This is a genomic window from Methanolobus chelungpuianus (assembly GCF_024500045.1).
Classification (GTDB): Archaea; Halobacteriota; Methanosarcinia; order Methanosarcinales; family Methanosarcinaceae; genus Methanolobus; species Methanolobus chelungpuianus.
The window spans coordinates 20,659-38,224 of record NZ_JTEO01000005.1 but is presented as its reverse complement, the minus strand read 5'-3'; the positions used below and the strand labels follow the sequence as shown (position 1 = coordinate 38,224).

The following is a 17,566-nucleotide window of genomic DNA, read 5'->3' as shown; positions in this document are numbered from 1 at the left end:
AAATAGTACCTCTAAAACAGGAAAACACAGGAAAGATCCCATGATCCGCTCTATCCTCGATAACGACCTTTACAAATTCACAATGCAGATGGCTGTCCTTGAGCTTTTCCCGGATGTTGTGGCTGAATACAGATTCACCAACAGGGGAACGCAGCGTTTCACAGAGGATTTCGTGAGGGAACTCAGAAGGATCATCGATGAGGATATATCAGCGCTCGCTCTAAGGGAAAATGAATACCAATGGCTTAAGGACAGGTGTCCCTATTTTAAGCCTATGTATCTTGAGCACCTGAAAAATTACCGCTTTGATCCTTCACAGGTTAGCGTGGGCCTTACAGCGGATATGGACCTTGATCTGAAAATAAAGGGACTCTGGCATCAGGCGATACTCTGGGAGATCGTGCTCATGGCTGCCGTATCGGAGCTCTATTTCGATATGGCGGAAAATAAGTGGAAGGATAACGACCGCGTTCAGCCGGATGGCTCTGTTACTTCCAGGTACTGTTCATTCATAAGGGACATCGGCAGAGAACTTGAATCAAAGGACTGTGTTTTTTCAGAGTTCGGGACACGGAGGCGCAGGAGCTTCGAACTGCACGATCAGCTGATAGATACTCTGGCCCAAACGGGGCTGAGGACATTCTCAGGTACAAGCAACGTGTTCCTTGCAATGAGGTATGGGGTCCGTCCCATAGGCACCATGGGGCATGAATGGATCATGGGTAACTCTGCGCTTGTGGGGCTGAGGAATGCAAATCTTTTTGCACTTGAGAACTGGGCAGATGTATATGAGGGTGACCTGGGGATAGCCCTGTCAGACACCTTTGGATCTGAGGCCTTCTTTTCCAATTTCAACCTGAAGCTCTCAAAGCTGTATGACGGCGTAAGGCACGATAGCGGCGATCCTATCAGGTTTGCAGACAGGGTGATCCTCCATTACCGGAGCATGGGTATAGATCCTCTCGGGAAGACCATCGTGTTCAGTGATTCCCTGCACGCGAGGGACGCTGTAAGGATAAGGGAACACTGCAATGGCAGGATAAACTGCACTTTCGGCATTGGGACAAGCCTCACGAATAACTCCGAATTCTTCAGGGCAAGCCCGCCCCTGAACATGGTCATCAAGCTGTATTCTGTCAACGGCATCCCTGTGGTCAAATTAAGCGATGACGAGGGAAAGGAAACCGGTGACAGGGACGCTATCAGGGTGGCAAACTATATCTTCGGCAGAAAGGGCCTTGACGAATAAGCCTCTCCTGAAATCCGGTCTCTCTGGTCATGGCACAATACTTATATATCACGTCAACCCTAATGAACATGCTTTGAGATTAACTGTTTTGTTAAACGTATGGCATTAGAAGGTATTTGTTTAAATAGTACGTCTTTTCCGTTATGTTTTCAATTGTAGTTAGGTCTTTTTAAGCTTATACCAAAAGGGATGTGAAATTATATGTTCAACAGAACCGAAGAAACCACAGCACCGGTAACAGCCGGCGAGAACTACGACGTGACAATTGAAGACATTGCAAGAGAAGGCGACGGAATCGCAAGAGTAAGCGGCTTTGTTATCTTTGTCCCGGGCACCAAGGTCGGCGACGAGGTCACCATCACAGTAACAAAAGTGATGCGCAAGTTCGCTTTTGGCCAGGTTGCAGAATAAACCTTTGCATTGATCTGAAGGACCTGGTCCTTCAAAATCTCTTTTTAAGTTAATGATCACTTTCAAAGTAAGATCACTTTCAACCTATTCGGGGTTGCATAGCTGTTTCCTGTGGGCCGTAAGAAATACTGGCAACTTCTACAAGCATTCATAAAACAGCATTCATAAAACAACGGGTAAATTGCGCTTGGATCTTGGTATATGGATCGAGACAGACATGCATGAATCCAGCATACATGGGATATCTGGACCCATATTACCGAGATCGTGCTCATCCGCTAAATCCATATTCTTGGATTAAACTGAACTACGTTTCCCGGTCTCTTTTCCAGACACTGATTGACACAGATGAACATGGATTTTACGTGGAAGGTATTTATAACCCTATATTTCCAGAACTGGTGTTTATCTGTTCAGATGCGTGTCTTAATGATACCGTTTGAAACAGTGCCAGAAGAGTACCCTTCTGATAAAAAAAGAGCGGGCTTTTAAATCGCAAGTCTTGTATGACATTCTTGCAAAATGAACAGGAAAGTAAGAAACGATTGCCGTTCCTTTACTTCAGATATCCCTTGTTCTCCAGCCAGTTGACCTGCGGCCTTGTGTATTTCCATACTACGTCGGCCTTGTCATCCTGGAAGGACCAGGGAGTGACTATCACGATATCCCCTTCGTGGACCCACATTCTCTTCTTCTTTGAGCCGGGTATCCTGCCCATTCTGACCGTGCCGTCCATGCACTGCAGTCTTACCCTGCTTGCTCCCAGCATGCTGGCGACTGTTGCCAGTACTTCGTTCCTGTCCTTGCGCGGGGTCCTGACACGGACCACCTCAGGTGTGTCGCCATGTGTTCCACTTACGTTACCCTGTCTTTTCCTACTGTTATAATTAGCCAGATCAATTCCTCTTTATCGTTTGCTTAATGCGTGTTTTGCTTGTTGCTTTATTAAAAAATGGATATTTGACGAAATGCTGTTACACAGAAAAGTGCAAAACACCTGAAAAATCCGATTTAAATAAAACCCGTTCAGGGTGGCCATGCTGTGATCAGGTATGATCATTTTTAAAGGCCAGTAAACTCTCAAGTCTGTAACAACATATGTTGTTCACTATATATAAATGAACTGTAAGATAGGCAAATGCCGGCAGAGAACCGGCATGCACCTGATCCGGTGTTACTTATTGTCTCCTGCGAGCATCATTTTCACAAGTGCTGCGGCGACATCAACAGACGTGTATTCCTCTTCCATCATGCTCTCCACCCAGTTAACGTACTTGCCCATGTGTCCGGAATCAATCGTATCCTTCACTTTCTGGGCCAGCATGTTTGCCTTGATATCTTCGGCATCGCTCCGGGTGGGAACCTTCTGGTTGAGTATCTTCACATTGGTGTACTTCTGGATACTCTTCAGTTTGTAGAGCTCCTTGACTGTAACGAAAGTGAATGCCTTCCCGGCTTTCCCCGCCCTTCCGGTCCGTCCAATGCGGTGTACATAGGATTCCTCGTCCTGGGGCAGGTCATAATTGAAGACTACCTCGATATTCTCAACATCTATCCCCCGGGCCGCCACGTCGGTGGCAACAAGGGTCTCGATGTCTCCTCTCCTGAAGCTGGTCATGACCCTTTCTCTCTGCTGCTGTTTCATATCGCCGTGAAGGCCGTCTGCCAGGTATCCCCTTGTCTTAAGGGTGTCGACCAGTTCGTCCACGGCTTTTTTAGTATTACAGAACACCAGGGATGACTTGATGTCGTAGATATCAATGAGCCTGCAGAGTACCTCTGGCTTTGCATGGAACTTGACCTCATAATAATATTGCTCTATACTGGGGACAGTGACCTTCTTATGGATTGTCTTCACAAGCTGCGGGTCTCTCTGGAAGCGCTTTGTGAGCTTCATTATCTGAGCAGGCATGGTTGCCGAGAACAGTATGGTCTGCCTGTCTTCCGGTATCTTGGTGAGGATAAGTTCGATGTCCTCCCTGAAACCCATATCGAGCATCTCGTCAGCCTCATCGAGCACAACCATTGCGACGTTGTCAAGGTTGAGCGTCCTGCGCTCTATATGGTCCATAACCCTGCCGGGTGTTCCGATGACGATGTGGACGCCCTTGCGCAGTGCCTTGATCTGCCTTTCAAGACTCTGTCCACCGTAGATGGGCAGTATCCTGAGTCTCTGGTATGCAGAGAGCTTTGACAGCTCGTCCGATACCTGGTTTGCCAGTTCTCTTGTAGGGCAGAGCACAAGTACCTGCACATCAGTGAACTCCGGGTCAACCAGTTCAAGGGCAGGAATACCGAAAGCAGCTGTCTTGCCTGTTCCGGTCTGGGCCTGGCCGATGATATCCTTTCCTTCCATGATAAGCGGGATGGCCTGTGCCTGGATGGGCGTCGGTTCCTCATAGCCGATATCAGTGATGGCTTTTAAAATGTTTTGTGATAGATTAAGTTGATCAAAGCTTATAGATTCCATTTCATAAATTCCTTTACTTGGGTTAAGTGCTGATTTTCAGATCACCGCGTCCAGGCGATGATCCCTTTGATCCTGCACCTGCAAGCGTATCATTTTTAATGTCAATGTTCCAAGTTGTTTTGTGAATCCAAAACAAAAAAGAGCAATAGTCCTTATAACAACAGCAAATGAATTAAGCCTGTCGGTATAAAACCGCATAAGCTGCGCTTTTCATTGCTGTTTCTCCGTGTCGTTCCCTGTGACAGTCTGATTATCCCTTCTGCATTATAAAGAACGCATAACCGTATTCCTCCGAGTGCTTCCTGAAAATCTCCATCTCCCTGCGCGAGAACTCAATGATAGATTCTGCGTCCATATTACCCTGGTATTCCTCCTCGATCGAGTCCAGCCTTTTCTCCATCGGAATGTAATAGTCATCCCACCATGCAGCTGCAGGCAGCCTGAAACTTCCAATGAGGGTATATCCTGCAGCCTCAATTGCCTTCTCGTACTCCGGAATGCTCCTGATCGCGGGATAACATTCCTGCCAGAACTGGAATGCCTCTTCAGAGGGAGTGTCAGTGAACCAGGCTGCTTCCGTCAATGCAATAAAACCTCCCTCCTTCAGGAAGCGTTTCCAGTATGAAAGCCCCTTTTCAAATCCTATGACAAAAATAGCGCCTTCGGACCAGATGACATCAAAGGAATCTTCCCCGAAAGGCAGATCGTCCATGGAAGCACGCACCGTGGATATCCTGCCTGTAACTCCTTTCTCTGCTGCCTTTTTCATAAGGTCGTCCAGGTACGGCTGGTAAATGTCGGTTGCAGTGATCTGGCAGTCTTCACAGATGTCCGCAAGATGAAGGGTCTGCATTCCCACCCCGCATCCGATGTCCAGTATCCTGCTGCCGGGAGCGAGGCGGGGGAGTGACCTGAAGGCCTTTTCGGTAGATTCGTTGTTACCTGGTCCCTGTCGTGGCAGGCCGTGGAATATCTTAAAAATAGCTGATTCGTCCATGAGAACAGGATAGAATCCAACTTTTAAACTTTTTGTGCTCCAGGTCTGACTGAACCTCATATTTAATGCAGCTACCACAAAATATTTCCGACTGAACAGAGAAGAATTATCCATGGACTGGCATACCTTACCGGAAACTCCCGCTTATGCTGACAAGATCACAATCCCGGGATGGGATGAGGAACTTGGATCCGCATTCTCCGTATATAAGGGCCCCTATATACCGGGCAGAGTTATATCCCGGCATAAGACCATGTGGGATGTCCTAGTTTCTGATAATGCCATAAAAGCCGGGATATCAGGAGCACTTTCACGGACTGGTAAGCAGCCGGTAGTGGGTGATTTCGTTGTCCTGCTTAAGCAGGCAGAACTGAACTCCCATACAATCGTAAACGTATTGCCCCGAAAGACATGCCTCTCAAGAGGTTCTGCAGGAAATGGCAGTGAAGAGCAGGTCATCGCTGCAAATATCGATACTATCTTTATTGTTACATCAGCAGGAAAAGACCTGAACCTGCGAAGACTTGAGCGCTACCTCACAGTTGTATATTCCTCCGGAGCAAAACCTGTGATAGTTTTGAACAAGGCCGATCTCACAGACAGACCGGCTGAAGCCATTGATATTATACGATCGATTGCCTCTGATGTTCCTGTTGTTGCCGTGAGTGCCCTTTCAAAAGATGGTATTGAGGAACTTGAACCTTACATTGGCCCAGGCAGCACCGTGGCACTCATGGGTTCTTCAGGTGTTGGGAAGTCTACGCTGATCAATGCTTTTCTCAATGGATCGGTTCAACTTACACAGAGTGTCCGGGAAGATGATGAAAAGGGAAGACACACAACCACAGTAAGGCAGTTATTTGTGCTTCCCGGTGGAGGGGTCATTATAGATAACCCGGGTATCAGGGAGATTCAGCTGGGCGACTATTCCGATGGGTTTGAAAAAACATTTTCAGATATTATCCAAGTGGCACATAATTGTCACTTTAAAGACTGCACACATCAGCAGGAACCAGGATGTGCTGTTATAAAAGCAGTTGCTGAGGGGTTTATTGCAGGAGAGAGACTGGAAAGTTATCATGCGCTGAACGCCGAACTTGCGTTCCAGTCCGAGAAAGCAGATATTGGTCTTAAAAGGCTTGAAAAGAAAAAACACAAAGGAATGCAGGTGAGTCCCAGAGAGTACAGGGAATACAAGGAAAGGAGATGACAGGCTAATGTAAGAATGTAAGAGACTACGAGGTAAGGTATGTTTGCCTGTTGAGTAAGCATTCGTACCGGACCAGTATAAAGAATATCCGGAGAAACCGTAAATAGGAAAACATGCATACTTATAAGTAATGGGCAATAGGGGTATTGTGTTTTTACTTATTGTCTCTCTGGCTTTCAATATTTATCTTCTCGGGCCGGAAACGATATCCGAGAGACTGGAGATGCAGGGGGACCAGGTATCGCTTCAGGAAACGAATGAAGATCTGAGACGGCAGCTTGAGGAGTGCAACCAGTCATTGGAGGCATGTTCCCTCCAGCTTGAGTTCTATAGGGAGCAATTGCTGGAATCAGGCATAGGGGGCGAGGAGTGCCCTCTGGCATTCCTTGGTAATGCCACCATGCAGGCTCCTGCAATAGTCCAGCGGGTGGAACTGATAGAGAGAGGGCCCTTTATCAGGCAGAGGGTTACGGAAGAAGGGGCCATGCTTGACATCTCTGTAGAAATGGTCCCCGGAAGGGGAAGGGTACTGGTACAGACGGTACCGCTTATGGGTGTTATTTTCCAGGATACTGCCAACATGGCTGTCTCGCTTGCACAGGAGCGTACGGGAGCTGACCTGTCTCAAAGTGATATCATTTTCAGCATAACTGCGAACGAGGAGATTCCCGGCGTCGACGGGCCAAGTGCAGGGGCGCTAATGACGGTACTTGTGCTGTCATCCATTAACTCCACTCCCCTGAATCCTCTTGTAACCGTCACAGGTACAATTGACGAACAGGGGAATGTAGGCGCGGTGGGAGGCATACTTGAAAAGGCTGAGATCTCAGAACAGACCGGAAAGGAACTGATCCTGATTCCCGAAGAGAACCGGCAGCTTGAAATAACCAGTGAGACCGGACGCAGTGTAGGCGGTATAGTCATATCGGAGGGAGAAAGCGAAATAGTCGACGCGGAGTCCTATATTGAAGAGGAGATCGGCATTGAGGTTGAATATGTGTCCGACCTTGATGATATACTGCAATATGTGTTCGTGGACCAGTGATCAGTAAAAGCGTGAAGAAGGTCTGCTGGAAAGCATCTCGGAAGTGGATATAATAAGTAACCTTAAGAAGTAAGTTTAATAACTCAATCTGGGAAGTAGACCTCAGAGTAGTTATCAAAGGCTTTACAGGATATGTTTTTACTTGCACAAGGCCATAATAATGATTGTGGAGATGGAGGTAGAATTGATGGCTATGTGACCCTTTTCCTGTAAAGCCCGTGATTATGATAGCGTGATGATGTGATTATCTTAAAGTAAAGGAAGGGAGTTTCCCGGAGGAAACTTCCTGTCCCGGCTACGTTTAGAGAGCGTAGTTCTCTGGTTTGAAGACCTTTACTTCTGCCTTGTATTTCTCCATGCAGTCGCTCATGAACTTCTCTGAGTCGTTGGTCAGAGCTGCGAGTTCTGCGGCTGCCTTGTTGAGTGCGTTGGTCTCGAACTTTGTCATTTCGAGGCCCTTTGCGTCCTTCAGCAGGTTGCAGCATTCTACTGCAGCGTTCTTTGCACGGAGGTAGTTGTCGTTTCCGTCCTTGACGATTGCCTGTCCGACCTTGTATGCGTTGTCGTATGCAAGGATGTAGGACTGTGGGTCTCTGAACCTGTCGGATGCCATGAGCAGGTCCCTGAGGATCTTCTCATTGCCGGACTTGAGTGCAGTGTTCATGAGTGCACAGTCGTAGTTGAGGGATTCGGACCAGCACTGTACGGTTGTACCACCGAACTCTGCGTGGTATTCAACGGACTCGTTGGACCACAGGTCACAGCACTGCATGATGAGGTTACCCATTACGTCAGAGTGTGCACAGGTTGAGGTCTTACCTTCGAATGCCATTGGCATACCGGAGATTGCCTTGACTATGATGTTCTCATAACCGCAGTCCTTTCCTGGACCTTTTGCACCTGCTTCGTATCCTGCGAGTGTCCTTGCACCGGCGATTGTCCTTGCGATGATCGCGAGGGTGTGTGCGAGGTTCTTGTCAAGGAGGCCGCCTGCAATGAACATTGCAGTGTTTGCCTGGGCACAGTCTGTGTCACCGGCTGGTGTTACATTCTTCTGCTGTGCGACCTTTGCAATGCCCTGCCAGAGGTACTCCATGTCCATGCTGCCGAGGCAACCGATTGCGTAGAGCATACCTGGTACGTCGTTCCTGAGAACTGCGTAGTCGAAGACTTCCTTACCACCCATTGATTCAATGGAGAGGAGGTCTGCACCTGCTTCTGCTACTGCTTCGAATGATTCCATTACGAGGTTGTACTTGTCGCCTCTGAGCTGGAGGAAGTCCTTGTTCTCCCTTACATCACCAGGGGTGTGCCTGAGTGCGCACTTGATGCCGTATTCCTCATGGTATTCTTCCATGATGGTCTTCTGTGCGTGTGCGACCTCAGCTCCCCAGGTTGGGTTGTTGGTCATCTGCTGGACGTGCTCTGTCTCAAGTACTACGGATGGGAAACCGACCTGGACCATCCTTGCCATGATGTCCTTTGTGATCCTCTGGTACTCAACGACGAGTTTCTCTTTTGTCTCTCCGGCCTCTGGCCTTGGGGCGTAGTTGACCTCGGCGGTTGTGTAACCTGCACCGATCTCAAGACCCAGACCTGCCTTTACAGGGCTCTTTGCACGACCAAATACCATCTCATCAGCATTGCTGTATGCCATTGTTGTGAATTTCTTGACTGCCATTTAGCTCACCTCTTAGTGTTTGTGGAAAATTGCTTTCAACTGTGCAAGGCCTTTTCCTGCCAGTATTGCATCTGCCATCTTTGGTGCATCTGCTGCTTCCTCACCATATACTCCGAGTTCGTAGGTTGAAACGAAGTCCTGGTTGACTGCTCCGCCACCGCACTGGAATGGTACCTTGATGCCTGCTTCAAGCAGCCTGTCGTTGACTTCCTTGAATGCGTACATGGTGGTTGTCATGAGTGCTGTACCGGTGAGCATCATTGGGCTTTCCTTCTTTACAGCTGCAATGACCTCATCGACCGGGACGTCACGTCCAAGGTCGACAACTTCATAGCCGTTTGCCCTGAGAAGTGCTGCTACGATTGATTTTCCGATGTCGTGAACGTCACCCTCGGCAACGTGGACAACGACCTTTCCTCTTGGCTTTGGTGATGATCCTGCCTCTGCCTTACAGAACTCGATACCTTCGAGCATTGCGTCTGCTGACATCATGACGTTTGGCAGGAAGATTATACCCTGGTCGTACAGGTCTGTGACCACTTTCATACCGACCATCAGTGCATCGTCGATAAGTGCTATTGGCTCTTTTCCGGCTGCAATTGCTGCCTCGAGACCTTCAATAACATCATCCTCTTCACCCTCGAAGATTGCCTCTGCAATCGGGCGTATGAGCTCATCCTTTGGATAGAGTTCTGCTGCCGCATCTTCAGGGGTCATTGATTTTTCCATCTTAACGTTGTATCTTATGAGGATACCTTCTTTGTCTACGATTAACAATTCTATACCTCCTTCAATTTATTGATCTATTAGCTGAACCTGTGACAGGTTCAATCCAATCTACACAATGGGTCCGTCTAGAACCTCCTTACGCAAAATCTTTTCTTGGTATATAAGTCTGGCGGAAAACATATGCAATTATATAAACATAACGCACGATTAAAAATATATCTACTTTGTATCTGATCTCCTATAACTTCCTCTGCGTTATGGTTCCTTACGCCTTTTTTCAAGGTAACCTTAAAATATACTCTCTCCAATACATATCTTTTTATTGTATTATCTATTTGTTTGGCTTGGATTGATATATATCAATATATCTATTCTCTGTAATATATTGTCAATATGAGGGAATATTTGACAATGCTACAGTTTGTGTTTTCCAGTTCCTGGAAGTGGTCCAGGAAATACAAAAGACAATGTCTACGGATATGTTTATATAGGATTTGTTTCGTGAGATTTTCTGTGTATACAAAAGAATTTGAAGCTACCTGAAAATGACTGATACTTTATTAAAACACATTCCGGGAGAATGCTGTCTGTCAAGTGGGAATTGAAGGAACACCGGATAAACTGCACAGGAAGAATTACCCACTGTTAAAAAAAAAGAAAGCTCATTGTGTGTAATATCTTAAAGTTCTATCCTTGAAAGGCATATCACTACTTTCTTTTCATCTATCTGCCCTAAGGTACATCGTGTTTCTGCCGGAATGATCCTTTTGGACTTTGCCTCAAAAGGGATGCTGTGTGAAGTCAGAGAGCCCGAGATCATGGCGGCAATAACAGGGGCGGCTTCCAGTAATTTATTCTGAGGGTGCAGTTTGAGTATGTTCGTGCCTTTAACTTCCTCGCCTGTATAATCAAGACATTTGCAGGCAAAGGGATTAATGTAGAGTATGCATCCGTCACTGTCTATTACAAAGATCATTTCCTCGATAGTTTCAAAAATTATCCTCAGGTTCCGCATATCTTTGTGAACGTCCACCTGCTCACGCATGCGTCCTATCAGGGGACCCGCCTGTGCAGCTATGGTTTCAAGCGTGCTGCGGGAATTGAAAGGTATCTCAAAGGAAGTATGGGACGCAAGCATCAGTATGGCCACCAGCTTCTCTTCGTATTTTACCGGGATTATGGCTGTTGCCTCCAGTCTTTCGTTGACCGGCTTGTTCCCTGGTATCATTGAATTCAGTTCATAGTACCGGGTGTAGAGGGGGTATCCGGTCATCATCACTCTTTTGTGGATGGATCCCGAAGAGTAGTGCCGTATGCTCCTGATAAATTCAGGCGAGAAGCCCTTGTGGGCAACGAGGTTCAGGTCCCCGGTTGCTTCATCGATGAGGTACAGGGCCCCTGAATCAAGATTCTCCGTCTGGGTGGCGAACTCCAGCAACTGGTAGAACATATCGCCCGGATCCCCGACCGGGGTAAAGATCTCCCCTGGCCCGGATACGATATGCATGAAATTCTTCACGTTCTTACGCTCGGTTATGTCCACAACGATACCCTGGACATATTGCACGTTTCCATCAAGGTCGCGCTTGACCACCGACCTTTCATCCACCCACCTGACCTCGCCTGAACTTGTAATTATACGGTACTCGTAGGAAAGGTTCTCAACATCCCTTGTCCACTGCTCGGTTTCCATGGAGAGCCTACCGATGTCCGAAGGGTGTACTATGTCGCCGTACTGCAGCTTACCGGAAATGAAATCCTCTGCATTGAAGCCGAACTGTGATATATTCTCTGATACGAACTCTACGGGCCAGTAATCCTCAGGCTTCCAGAAGAATATGACTGCAGGACTGCTCTTGATTACCGACTCCATTATCTTGAGCACCTCTATCAGCTCTAGCAGCCGCTTTTCCTTGTTCTTGAGATGTGTGATATCCCTGATAATGGCCATGACAGCCGGCTTTCCGCTGTGTTCTATAACAGAGGAGTTGATCTCAGCCGGGGTGTGAACTCCCTCCTTGGACAGCAGCTCCACTTCATACTTGAGAGGAGTATCGCGATTCTTTTCCAGACTTCGCCTGAATCGTTTCATCACCACGCGCTTGTAGTCTGCCGTGAGGAAATCCTCAAAGGGTCTCCTGAGCAGTTCCTCCTTCGAGAAACCGCTTATCTCGCAGAACTTCATGTTTGCAAACACCAGTACGTCATCCTGCACAATTATGATGCCGTCATTACCTTTTTCGACAAGTGTCGAGTACTTCCTTTCAGAATCTCTCAGTTCTGCATCGGCGCGCTTCCTTTCCGAGATGTCTCTTACGTTCATCATGACCGAAGGCTTCCCTTCATGGCTGATGAAGGACAAACCTATCTCGGCAGGCAGGAGGCTGCCGCTCTTTGTAGTAAATTCCACCTCGTTGCTGTGACGAAGGCTGCGCATATCCTTGAGGACTTTCCTGAGCCTTCCAGAAAGCATGCGATGGTATATCTCAGACACATAATCTGTCAGCTGCCTGTTTGCCAGTTCTTCCCTGGAGTATCCTGTAAGTTCAGAGAACTTCCTGTTCGTGAACTTAAGTGCACCTTCATGGATAATGGCAATGCCGTCATTGCTTTCCTCGACAAGCGTGGAATACTTCTCCCTGGATGCCTTAAGTTCGGCCTCGGCAAGCTTGCGTTCTCTGATATCCCTGATGTTGAGCATTACCAGCGGTTTCTCTTGATATGTGATATACGCAAAACTTATCTCCGCCTGGAGCATGTCCCCGTTATTTGTGATGATCTCAACTTCGTTGTTGCGCCCCGGGCTTCTCCTGTCCTTGAGAACCTTTTTAAGCCTTTTAGAGATCATACGCTTATATTCTTCAGGCAGGTAGTCAGTGAATTTCTTTCCACTGGTCTCCACGGGGGAATAGCCTGTCATTACCCGGAACATGGAATTTGCAAATATGCATGTTTCATCCTGCAGTATCACGATACCATCATTGCCCTGTTCAACCAGGCTTAAATAGTTCATGTCCGCCGGGCCTTGTCCATGGCTTACTGACGGTGTAGCGGCCTCCTTAATTCTCAGGAGTATATTTCTGACATCCTTGGTATTGGTGGGATGTGTCAGTGCCTGGGCATGGACAAGTATATCTTTTCCGGCGGCTGCAGGCCCGAAGTTGATGCTCAGCCTGCCGTCAGCCGTGTTGCCATTAACGATATTCTCAAGCAGGGTTTGCATTTCTGTCAGGTTCCGGTGCATTCCTGTCATGTCAGGGAAAGCATTCCCCTGCTCTTCTTCAGGCACCGGCCGGAAAAAACTATAGAATCGCTTGTTTGCACAGATTATGTGCAGGCCGGTGTCCAGCACTGCAAGAGGTTCTGGCAGTGCCTCGAGCATCTCACTGAAAATACAAAGCTCTTCGCTAAGAAGGTCTTTTTCCTGCTGGCAGGGTTCTGTTCTTCCCACAGTCAGGTTCCCTGTAGTTCTGTTCTTTGCTGCATATCCGCCGTTTCCGGAAGTAATGGCACCGTCTCCTTTTTTGTTAGCCTTTCTCCAGTCATCTTCTCATCTTAATAAAATATATTTAGTTGAAAAGAGAGATTATATACTAGATATACAGATATAAATTGCTCACATCTTCATTGGACGCTTCCTTCAATCCAATCTACACACGAGGAATATGTCTCAGGGTGTGAGCAACCTATCCATGATCGTTCCTGAGGTCAGCTTCTGTGGAACTGCGCCCTTAGCTCCTCGATACTTGCATTGTTCAATACCTGGTCGGCTATCTTTGGCACTACTGCGGCATCATCACAATAGACCCCGATGTCATAGCGGGTCACAAAATCCTGGGTCACGGCACCGCCGCCGCATATAAAGGGTATATCAATGCCATTCTCAAGGAGCCGTTCCCTGATCTCCCTGAATGAATACATCGTGGTTGTCATAAGGGCGGTGCCGGTAAGCATAATGGGCCTGTGTTCCATCACAGTGCTTATGACCTCATCCACCGGCACGTCGCTTCCAAGATCTATGACCTCGTAACCGTTGGACCTGAGGAACACGGTCAGTATCTTTTTCCCTATATCATGCACGTCCCCTTCCACAACAAAGGAGACGACCTTTGCCTTGAACTCGTGGCTGCGGTCGGAAGACTGCTTACAGTACTCGATCCCGTCTGTCATTGCCTGGGCTGCGATCATGACGTCCGGCAGGTAAAGCAGGCCGTCATCATATAATTTGGAAACGATGCCCATGCCTACCATGAGGGCATCATCTATCAGTTTAAGCGCGTCCTTGCCGTTGTCCATGGCGTTCTGGAGGGTAACAAGCACCTCGTCCTCATCCCCTTCAAAAACAGCCTCCACAATAGCGCGTATCAGCTTATCCTCAGGAAAGAACTGCCTTGCCACATCATCGGGAGACATCTCTTTCTCAAGCTTGACATTATATCGGATTAGAATGGAAGTGGGATCAATTTCAAGCATAGTGGCACCGTTTTTAATTATCTGTCCAATGTGCTTACTGCTGCACACCCGGCTCTAGATAAGACAAATCTTCTCCTATATACAGTTATCTTCTAAGGTATTATCCCGATCACTCTGCATTCGCATTCCCTTCCCACAGGCCAAACAGGTTGTTCTCAGTGTCAACACAGTTAGCAAGGTATCCCATTCCCGGAACCGGCATTCTGGCGAGCACCTTCCCGCCTGCTCTCTTCACTTTCTCTATGTACTCATCAATGGAAGGAACTCCTATGTAGTTCAGGATCCTCTGATCAGGCGCTCCTCTGAGTCCCATTCCTCCGCCGATGCCCTCTTGCCATTCAGGCCTCGGGTCCGGATGAGATAGTACTCCATGTCTCCCGCTTTGCTGAATTCCCACCCGAACAGGTCGGAATAGAAGTTTCTTGCACGCTCCACATTATCCGTTGGTATGTCCATGTGTACAACAGTTGGCATTCTTATCACCAGCTGTAATCTGGATCCCGATGCCTTATAAATATACTTGGGCATGTGCAGACAGTCGCGCTAATATATCTGATGCCATGCAGCCCGCCCGCTCATTCTTCAACAAGACTTACCATGGTTCCTTTTCCCACCAGCAGATTATAGGAGTCAGTGGCTTCGTTGTACTTGACGAGCACATTCTCTATCGTGATGACAGACCCGTAAGCAGCCTTCCTGAGGAGTTCGTTGTCTTCTGTCACACTGCCTGCCGGAAGAACGGCATAGACCTGTTTTACTGAAGTGCCGTCGCAGATCTTATAGAGGCTGTACTTCTCGTCGCCCAGGTCGCCGGACATCAGTGAACAGACAACATTAATGCGCTTGCCTGTGTGGATCGCAAGCTTGGACAATCTCGCGAACTTGGCTTTAGGGGGCACCCTGAACCTTACCTTCGTAAGCCTGTCCCTGCGCAGGATGACATATGTGTATTTTATGTCGGTATTGAGATACCTGTACGGCTCTTCACATTCGGTCATCTTTCTCATGAGCCTTGTGGGCTCGATATCCTGCTGCTGCTCAAAGCTCCAGCATTCCGTGGGATTGCATCCTGTACCCCAGATAAAGGAACAGGGGCTGTATATCCCAAGACCCCGTGCCTTGAGCGCCAGGGCCAGTTTCCTTGCTTCAGTTGAGTTCACCTTGTCGGCAGGCTCGATGATAATGATATTCCCATCCTGGGCAAGCCTGTCGGATATCTTCTTAACAAGCTCGGCCTTTTCTTCGATAGCCATCCCCCTGATCTCGTTGAGGACATTGGAGAACACCACCAGGTCAAGCTTATCAGGCAGAAGATCAGTGTCAAGCTTCCCGATATCAGCCTTTATAGGCTCTTCCACGCTTATCCTTGATTTTATTCCGGCATACTGCGGGACGATGAACCTGTAAGCTTCTATGTTCTCGTCGAACATTTCCACTGAATAGATCGTTGCCCTGTGGTCATCCAGCCTGTTGTACAGATCGGTGATGGCAAGAGGCACCGTGCCGGGCCCGCTTCCAACGTCCAGTATCTTCATGCGGGTCTTCAGCAGGCCCTCCTTTGCCATGCCGTACAGGATATGCTGGAACTGGACGAAATATACCGGGAACTGGTAAGCAAGGTATCCGACAACATCGTAGCCCTTTTCATACGTTATTTTCCGGGACCTGCCCTCCTTCCAGTAGTCTGCTTTCTGGGAGAGCACTGCTTTGCGTATGCGTTCAAGGATAACAGGATCGTCCCAGCTTTTCCCGGTCTTTTTTTCTATATATTGCTCCACTATCCTTTCAAGCTTCCTGGAAACGGCAGGGGACCGGAAGAACATCCCGTTCTTTTCCACTTCCGCTGCAGTGAGCTCTATATTGCCCTTTGGTGCCCTGACTATCCTGTAGTCCCCATCCGCAGGGATGGCATCCAGTCCGAGGTCCGCCAGCACGGGCTGTACAGCCCTGTGGATATCCTGCAGGGATACCTCACTTTTTATATAATTACGCATCTCGGACAGCATGAACTCGGGTCTCATGCGTGAGACATACTTCAGTGCGGATATTATCTCCTTTTCAGTCATTGATCGTTGATTGGTACAATTCATGATAAAGTTGGTGATATAAAAGGCTCTGCGGGGCAGGAGTCGCTTTCGGAGAACTTTAAAATAACTGTAAGTCAGAGTATCTCAGGTTCAGGTTAATGTGGGGTTGTTATGAAAGGGATGATAGTTGCTTTACTTCTGATGCTGGCCTTTTTCAGTTCAGGATGCACTGAGAGGAGCGATGCCGCGCAGGATATTTCCGATGATGTGGTTATCGTGCATCTGAGCTATGGTGCCTTCACACTGCCGGAAATAGCTGTCCGGGAGCTGATTGTCAATGAGACTGCTGTCAATCTCAGCTATTACGGGGCGGACAGGGAGCTTACAGCCAGGTATGTCCGGCCTGTAAATGAAAGTGTACGCAATGGTCTGCTGGACCTTTTCAGGAAGAATGGTTTTCTTTCCATGGAGGGCAGCTATGGGCCTGAGGAGGGAGAGCCCATAGTCACGGACATAGACACTGTTGAGATAAGCCTGATACAGGACGGCCTCAATAAGACCGTCAGGGTGGACCCATACTACGAGGCCTATATGCCCCGGGAACTGCGTGAGATAGACCAGGCACTGAGGGACCTGAAGGCATATGCCATGTCCACTGGGCCGGAAGATGCCCGCGCCATAGCCGGGGAGTGGATAATCAATGCGCCTACGTATGATTATGACGGTTCCAACCTGACCCTTGCAGATCATGTAGTGCTGGATTCCTTTCCTGAGCAGCATGAGATCAGTTATGAGTTCGTGAGCAGCCACGCGGGCTATGGCAACAGGTCCGGTGAAGGGCCTGCCGTGGTGGTCACCCCACATACCATAGTTGTAAGAGTGGCAGGCGGTGAGGTCACATCTGCTGTCATGGACGGGACATGGGACGAGATGTACCAGAGAATGTTATCAGATTTGGTATCAATGGAATCTTCAATGCCGTGTGACGAGGTCCCGTGGGTGGACTGGTATGAGGGCAGCAGTACCCGGTTCCCTGCCGGGCCCGGTGAAGAGGATGTCGCCATTAAATATTTCAGTGATGTCTACTCCATAGGGATAGAAGGATTCGAGGATATCTCCCAGGGCAGTGATTCCTGCAGTTACAGGGTGCAGGTAAGGCAGAGGGATGTGAGGGCCATGGAGGATATTGGCTGGATGGAAACCCTGCCATCCACGTTCTATCTGCTGACATGAGACGAAGGTTGCCTCAAGCCGGCCATTCCAAACATATTTAT

Annotated in this window: 15 protein-coding genes; 5 read left to right on the top strand and 10 right to left on the bottom strand. The window is 48.3% G+C overall.

Annotated features, from left to right (window positions below):
* Nucleotides 1-40 precede the first annotated feature (40 nt).
* Nucleotides 41-1,249 carry a nicotinate phosphoribosyltransferase gene (gene pncB / locus PV02_RS09220; protein ID WP_256623118.1) on the top strand — a complete coding sequence of 403 codons (1,209 nt, stop codon included), beginning with the start codon at nucleotides 41-43 and terminating at the stop codon, nucleotides 1,247-1,249.
* A gap of 201 nt (nucleotides 1,250-1,450) precedes the next feature.
* Nucleotides 1,451-1,660 carry a TRAM domain-containing RNA chaperone gene (locus tag PV02_RS09215; RefSeq protein WP_256623117.1) on the top strand — a complete coding sequence of 70 codons (210 nt, stop codon included), beginning with the start codon at nucleotides 1,451-1,453 and terminating at the stop codon, nucleotides 1,658-1,660.
* A 556-nt stretch (nucleotides 1,661-2,216) separates the two neighbouring features.
* On the opposite strand, the gene eif1A is transcribed toward PV02_RS09215, so the two are convergent.
* The 3 genes from eif1A to PV02_RS09200 all read right to left on the bottom strand — a co-directional run bounded on the left by eif1A (nucleotide 2,217) and on the right by PV02_RS09200 (nucleotide 5,127).
* Nucleotides 2,217-2,555 carry a translation initiation factor eIF-1A gene (gene eif1A, locus PV02_RS09210; protein ID WP_256623322.1) on the bottom strand — a complete coding sequence of 113 codons (339 nt, stop codon included), beginning with the start codon at nucleotides 2,553-2,555 and terminating at the stop codon, nucleotides 2,217-2,219.
* A 279-nt stretch (nucleotides 2,556-2,834) separates the two neighbouring features.
* Nucleotides 2,835-4,130, bottom strand: coding sequence for a DEAD/DEAH box helicase (locus PV02_RS09205; RefSeq protein WP_256623116.1), 1,296 nt, complete (start codon nucleotides 4,128-4,130; stop codon nucleotides 2,835-2,837).
* Nucleotides 4,131-4,380: 250 nt separating this feature from the next.
* On the bottom strand, nucleotides 4,381-5,127 hold the full coding sequence (locus PV02_RS09200) for a class I SAM-dependent methyltransferase (protein ID WP_256623115.1): 747 nt from the start codon (nucleotides 5,125-5,127) through the stop codon (nucleotides 4,381-4,383).
* A gap of 112 nt (nucleotides 5,128-5,239) precedes the next feature.
* Between PV02_RS09200 and rsgA the strand changes: the two genes are divergently transcribed.
* A complete protein-coding gene (gene rsgA / locus PV02_RS09195) occupies nucleotides 5,240-6,337 on the top strand; it encodes a ribosome small subunit-dependent GTPase A (protein WP_256623114.1) in 1,098 nt (365 codons plus the stop codon).
* A gap of 148 nt (nucleotides 6,338-6,485) precedes the next feature.
* A complete protein-coding gene (locus tag PV02_RS09190; protein ID WP_256623113.1) occupies nucleotides 6,486-7,382 on the top strand; it encodes a S16 family serine protease in 897 nt (298 codons plus the stop codon).
* Between the two features lie 301 nt (nucleotides 7,383-7,683).
* Here the strand turns inward: PV02_RS09190 and mtaB are convergent, their stop codons facing one another.
* The 7 genes from mtaB to PV02_RS09155 all read right to left on the bottom strand — a co-directional run bounded on the left by mtaB (nucleotide 7,684) and on the right by PV02_RS09155 (nucleotide 16,331).
* Entirely contained in the window at nucleotides 7,684-9,063 is a 1,380-nt protein-coding gene (mtaB, locus tag PV02_RS09185) for a methanol--corrinoid protein co-methyltransferase MtaB (RefSeq protein WP_256623112.1), read from the bottom strand.
* 12 nt (nucleotides 9,064-9,075) lie between these two features.
* Nucleotides 9,076-9,840: a methanol--corrinoid protein MtaC gene (gene mtaC, locus PV02_RS09180; protein ID WP_256623111.1), complete on the bottom strand. Its 765-nt coding sequence runs from the start codon at nucleotides 9,838-9,840 to the stop codon at nucleotides 9,076-9,078.
* 631 nt (nucleotides 9,841-10,471) lie between these two features.
* Nucleotides 10,472-13,243 carry a PAS domain S-box protein gene (locus tag PV02_RS09175; RefSeq protein WP_256623110.1) on the bottom strand — a complete coding sequence of 924 codons (2,772 nt, stop codon included), beginning with the start codon at nucleotides 13,241-13,243 and terminating at the stop codon, nucleotides 10,472-10,474.
* A gap of 257 nt (nucleotides 13,244-13,500) precedes the next feature.
* The gene (gene mtaC / locus PV02_RS09170) at nucleotides 13,501-14,265 is read right to left on the bottom strand and encodes a methanol--corrinoid protein MtaC (protein ID WP_256623109.1); all 765 of its coding nucleotides are present in this window, start codon (nucleotides 14,263-14,265) and stop codon (nucleotides 13,501-13,503) included.
* Nucleotides 14,266-14,374: 109 nt separating this feature from the next.
* Nucleotides 14,375-14,578 (bottom strand): VOC family protein, encoded by a 204-nt coding sequence (locus PV02_RS09165; protein WP_256623108.1) that lies wholly within the window; start codon nucleotides 14,576-14,578, stop codon nucleotides 14,375-14,377.
* Entirely contained in the window at nucleotides 14,542-14,739 is a 198-nt protein-coding gene (locus tag PV02_RS09160) for a VOC family protein (protein WP_256623107.1), read from the bottom strand. Before PV02_RS09160 ends, PV02_RS09165 begins: the two co-directional genes overlap by 37 nt.
* A gap of 101 nt (nucleotides 14,740-14,840) precedes the next feature.
* Nucleotides 14,841-16,331, bottom strand: a complete 1,491-nt coding sequence (locus tag PV02_RS09155; protein WP_256623106.1) for a small ribosomal subunit Rsm22 family protein — start codon at nucleotides 16,329-16,331, stop codon at nucleotides 14,841-14,843.
* 132 nt (nucleotides 16,332-16,463) lie between these two features.
* On the opposite strand from PV02_RS09155, the gene PV02_RS09150 reads away from it, so the two are divergent.
* The gene (locus PV02_RS09150) at nucleotides 16,464-17,525 is read left to right on the top strand and encodes a hypothetical protein (RefSeq protein WP_256623105.1); all 1,062 of its coding nucleotides are present in this window, start codon (nucleotides 16,464-16,466) and stop codon (nucleotides 17,523-17,525) included.
* Nucleotides 17,526-17,566 lie beyond the last annotated feature (41 nt).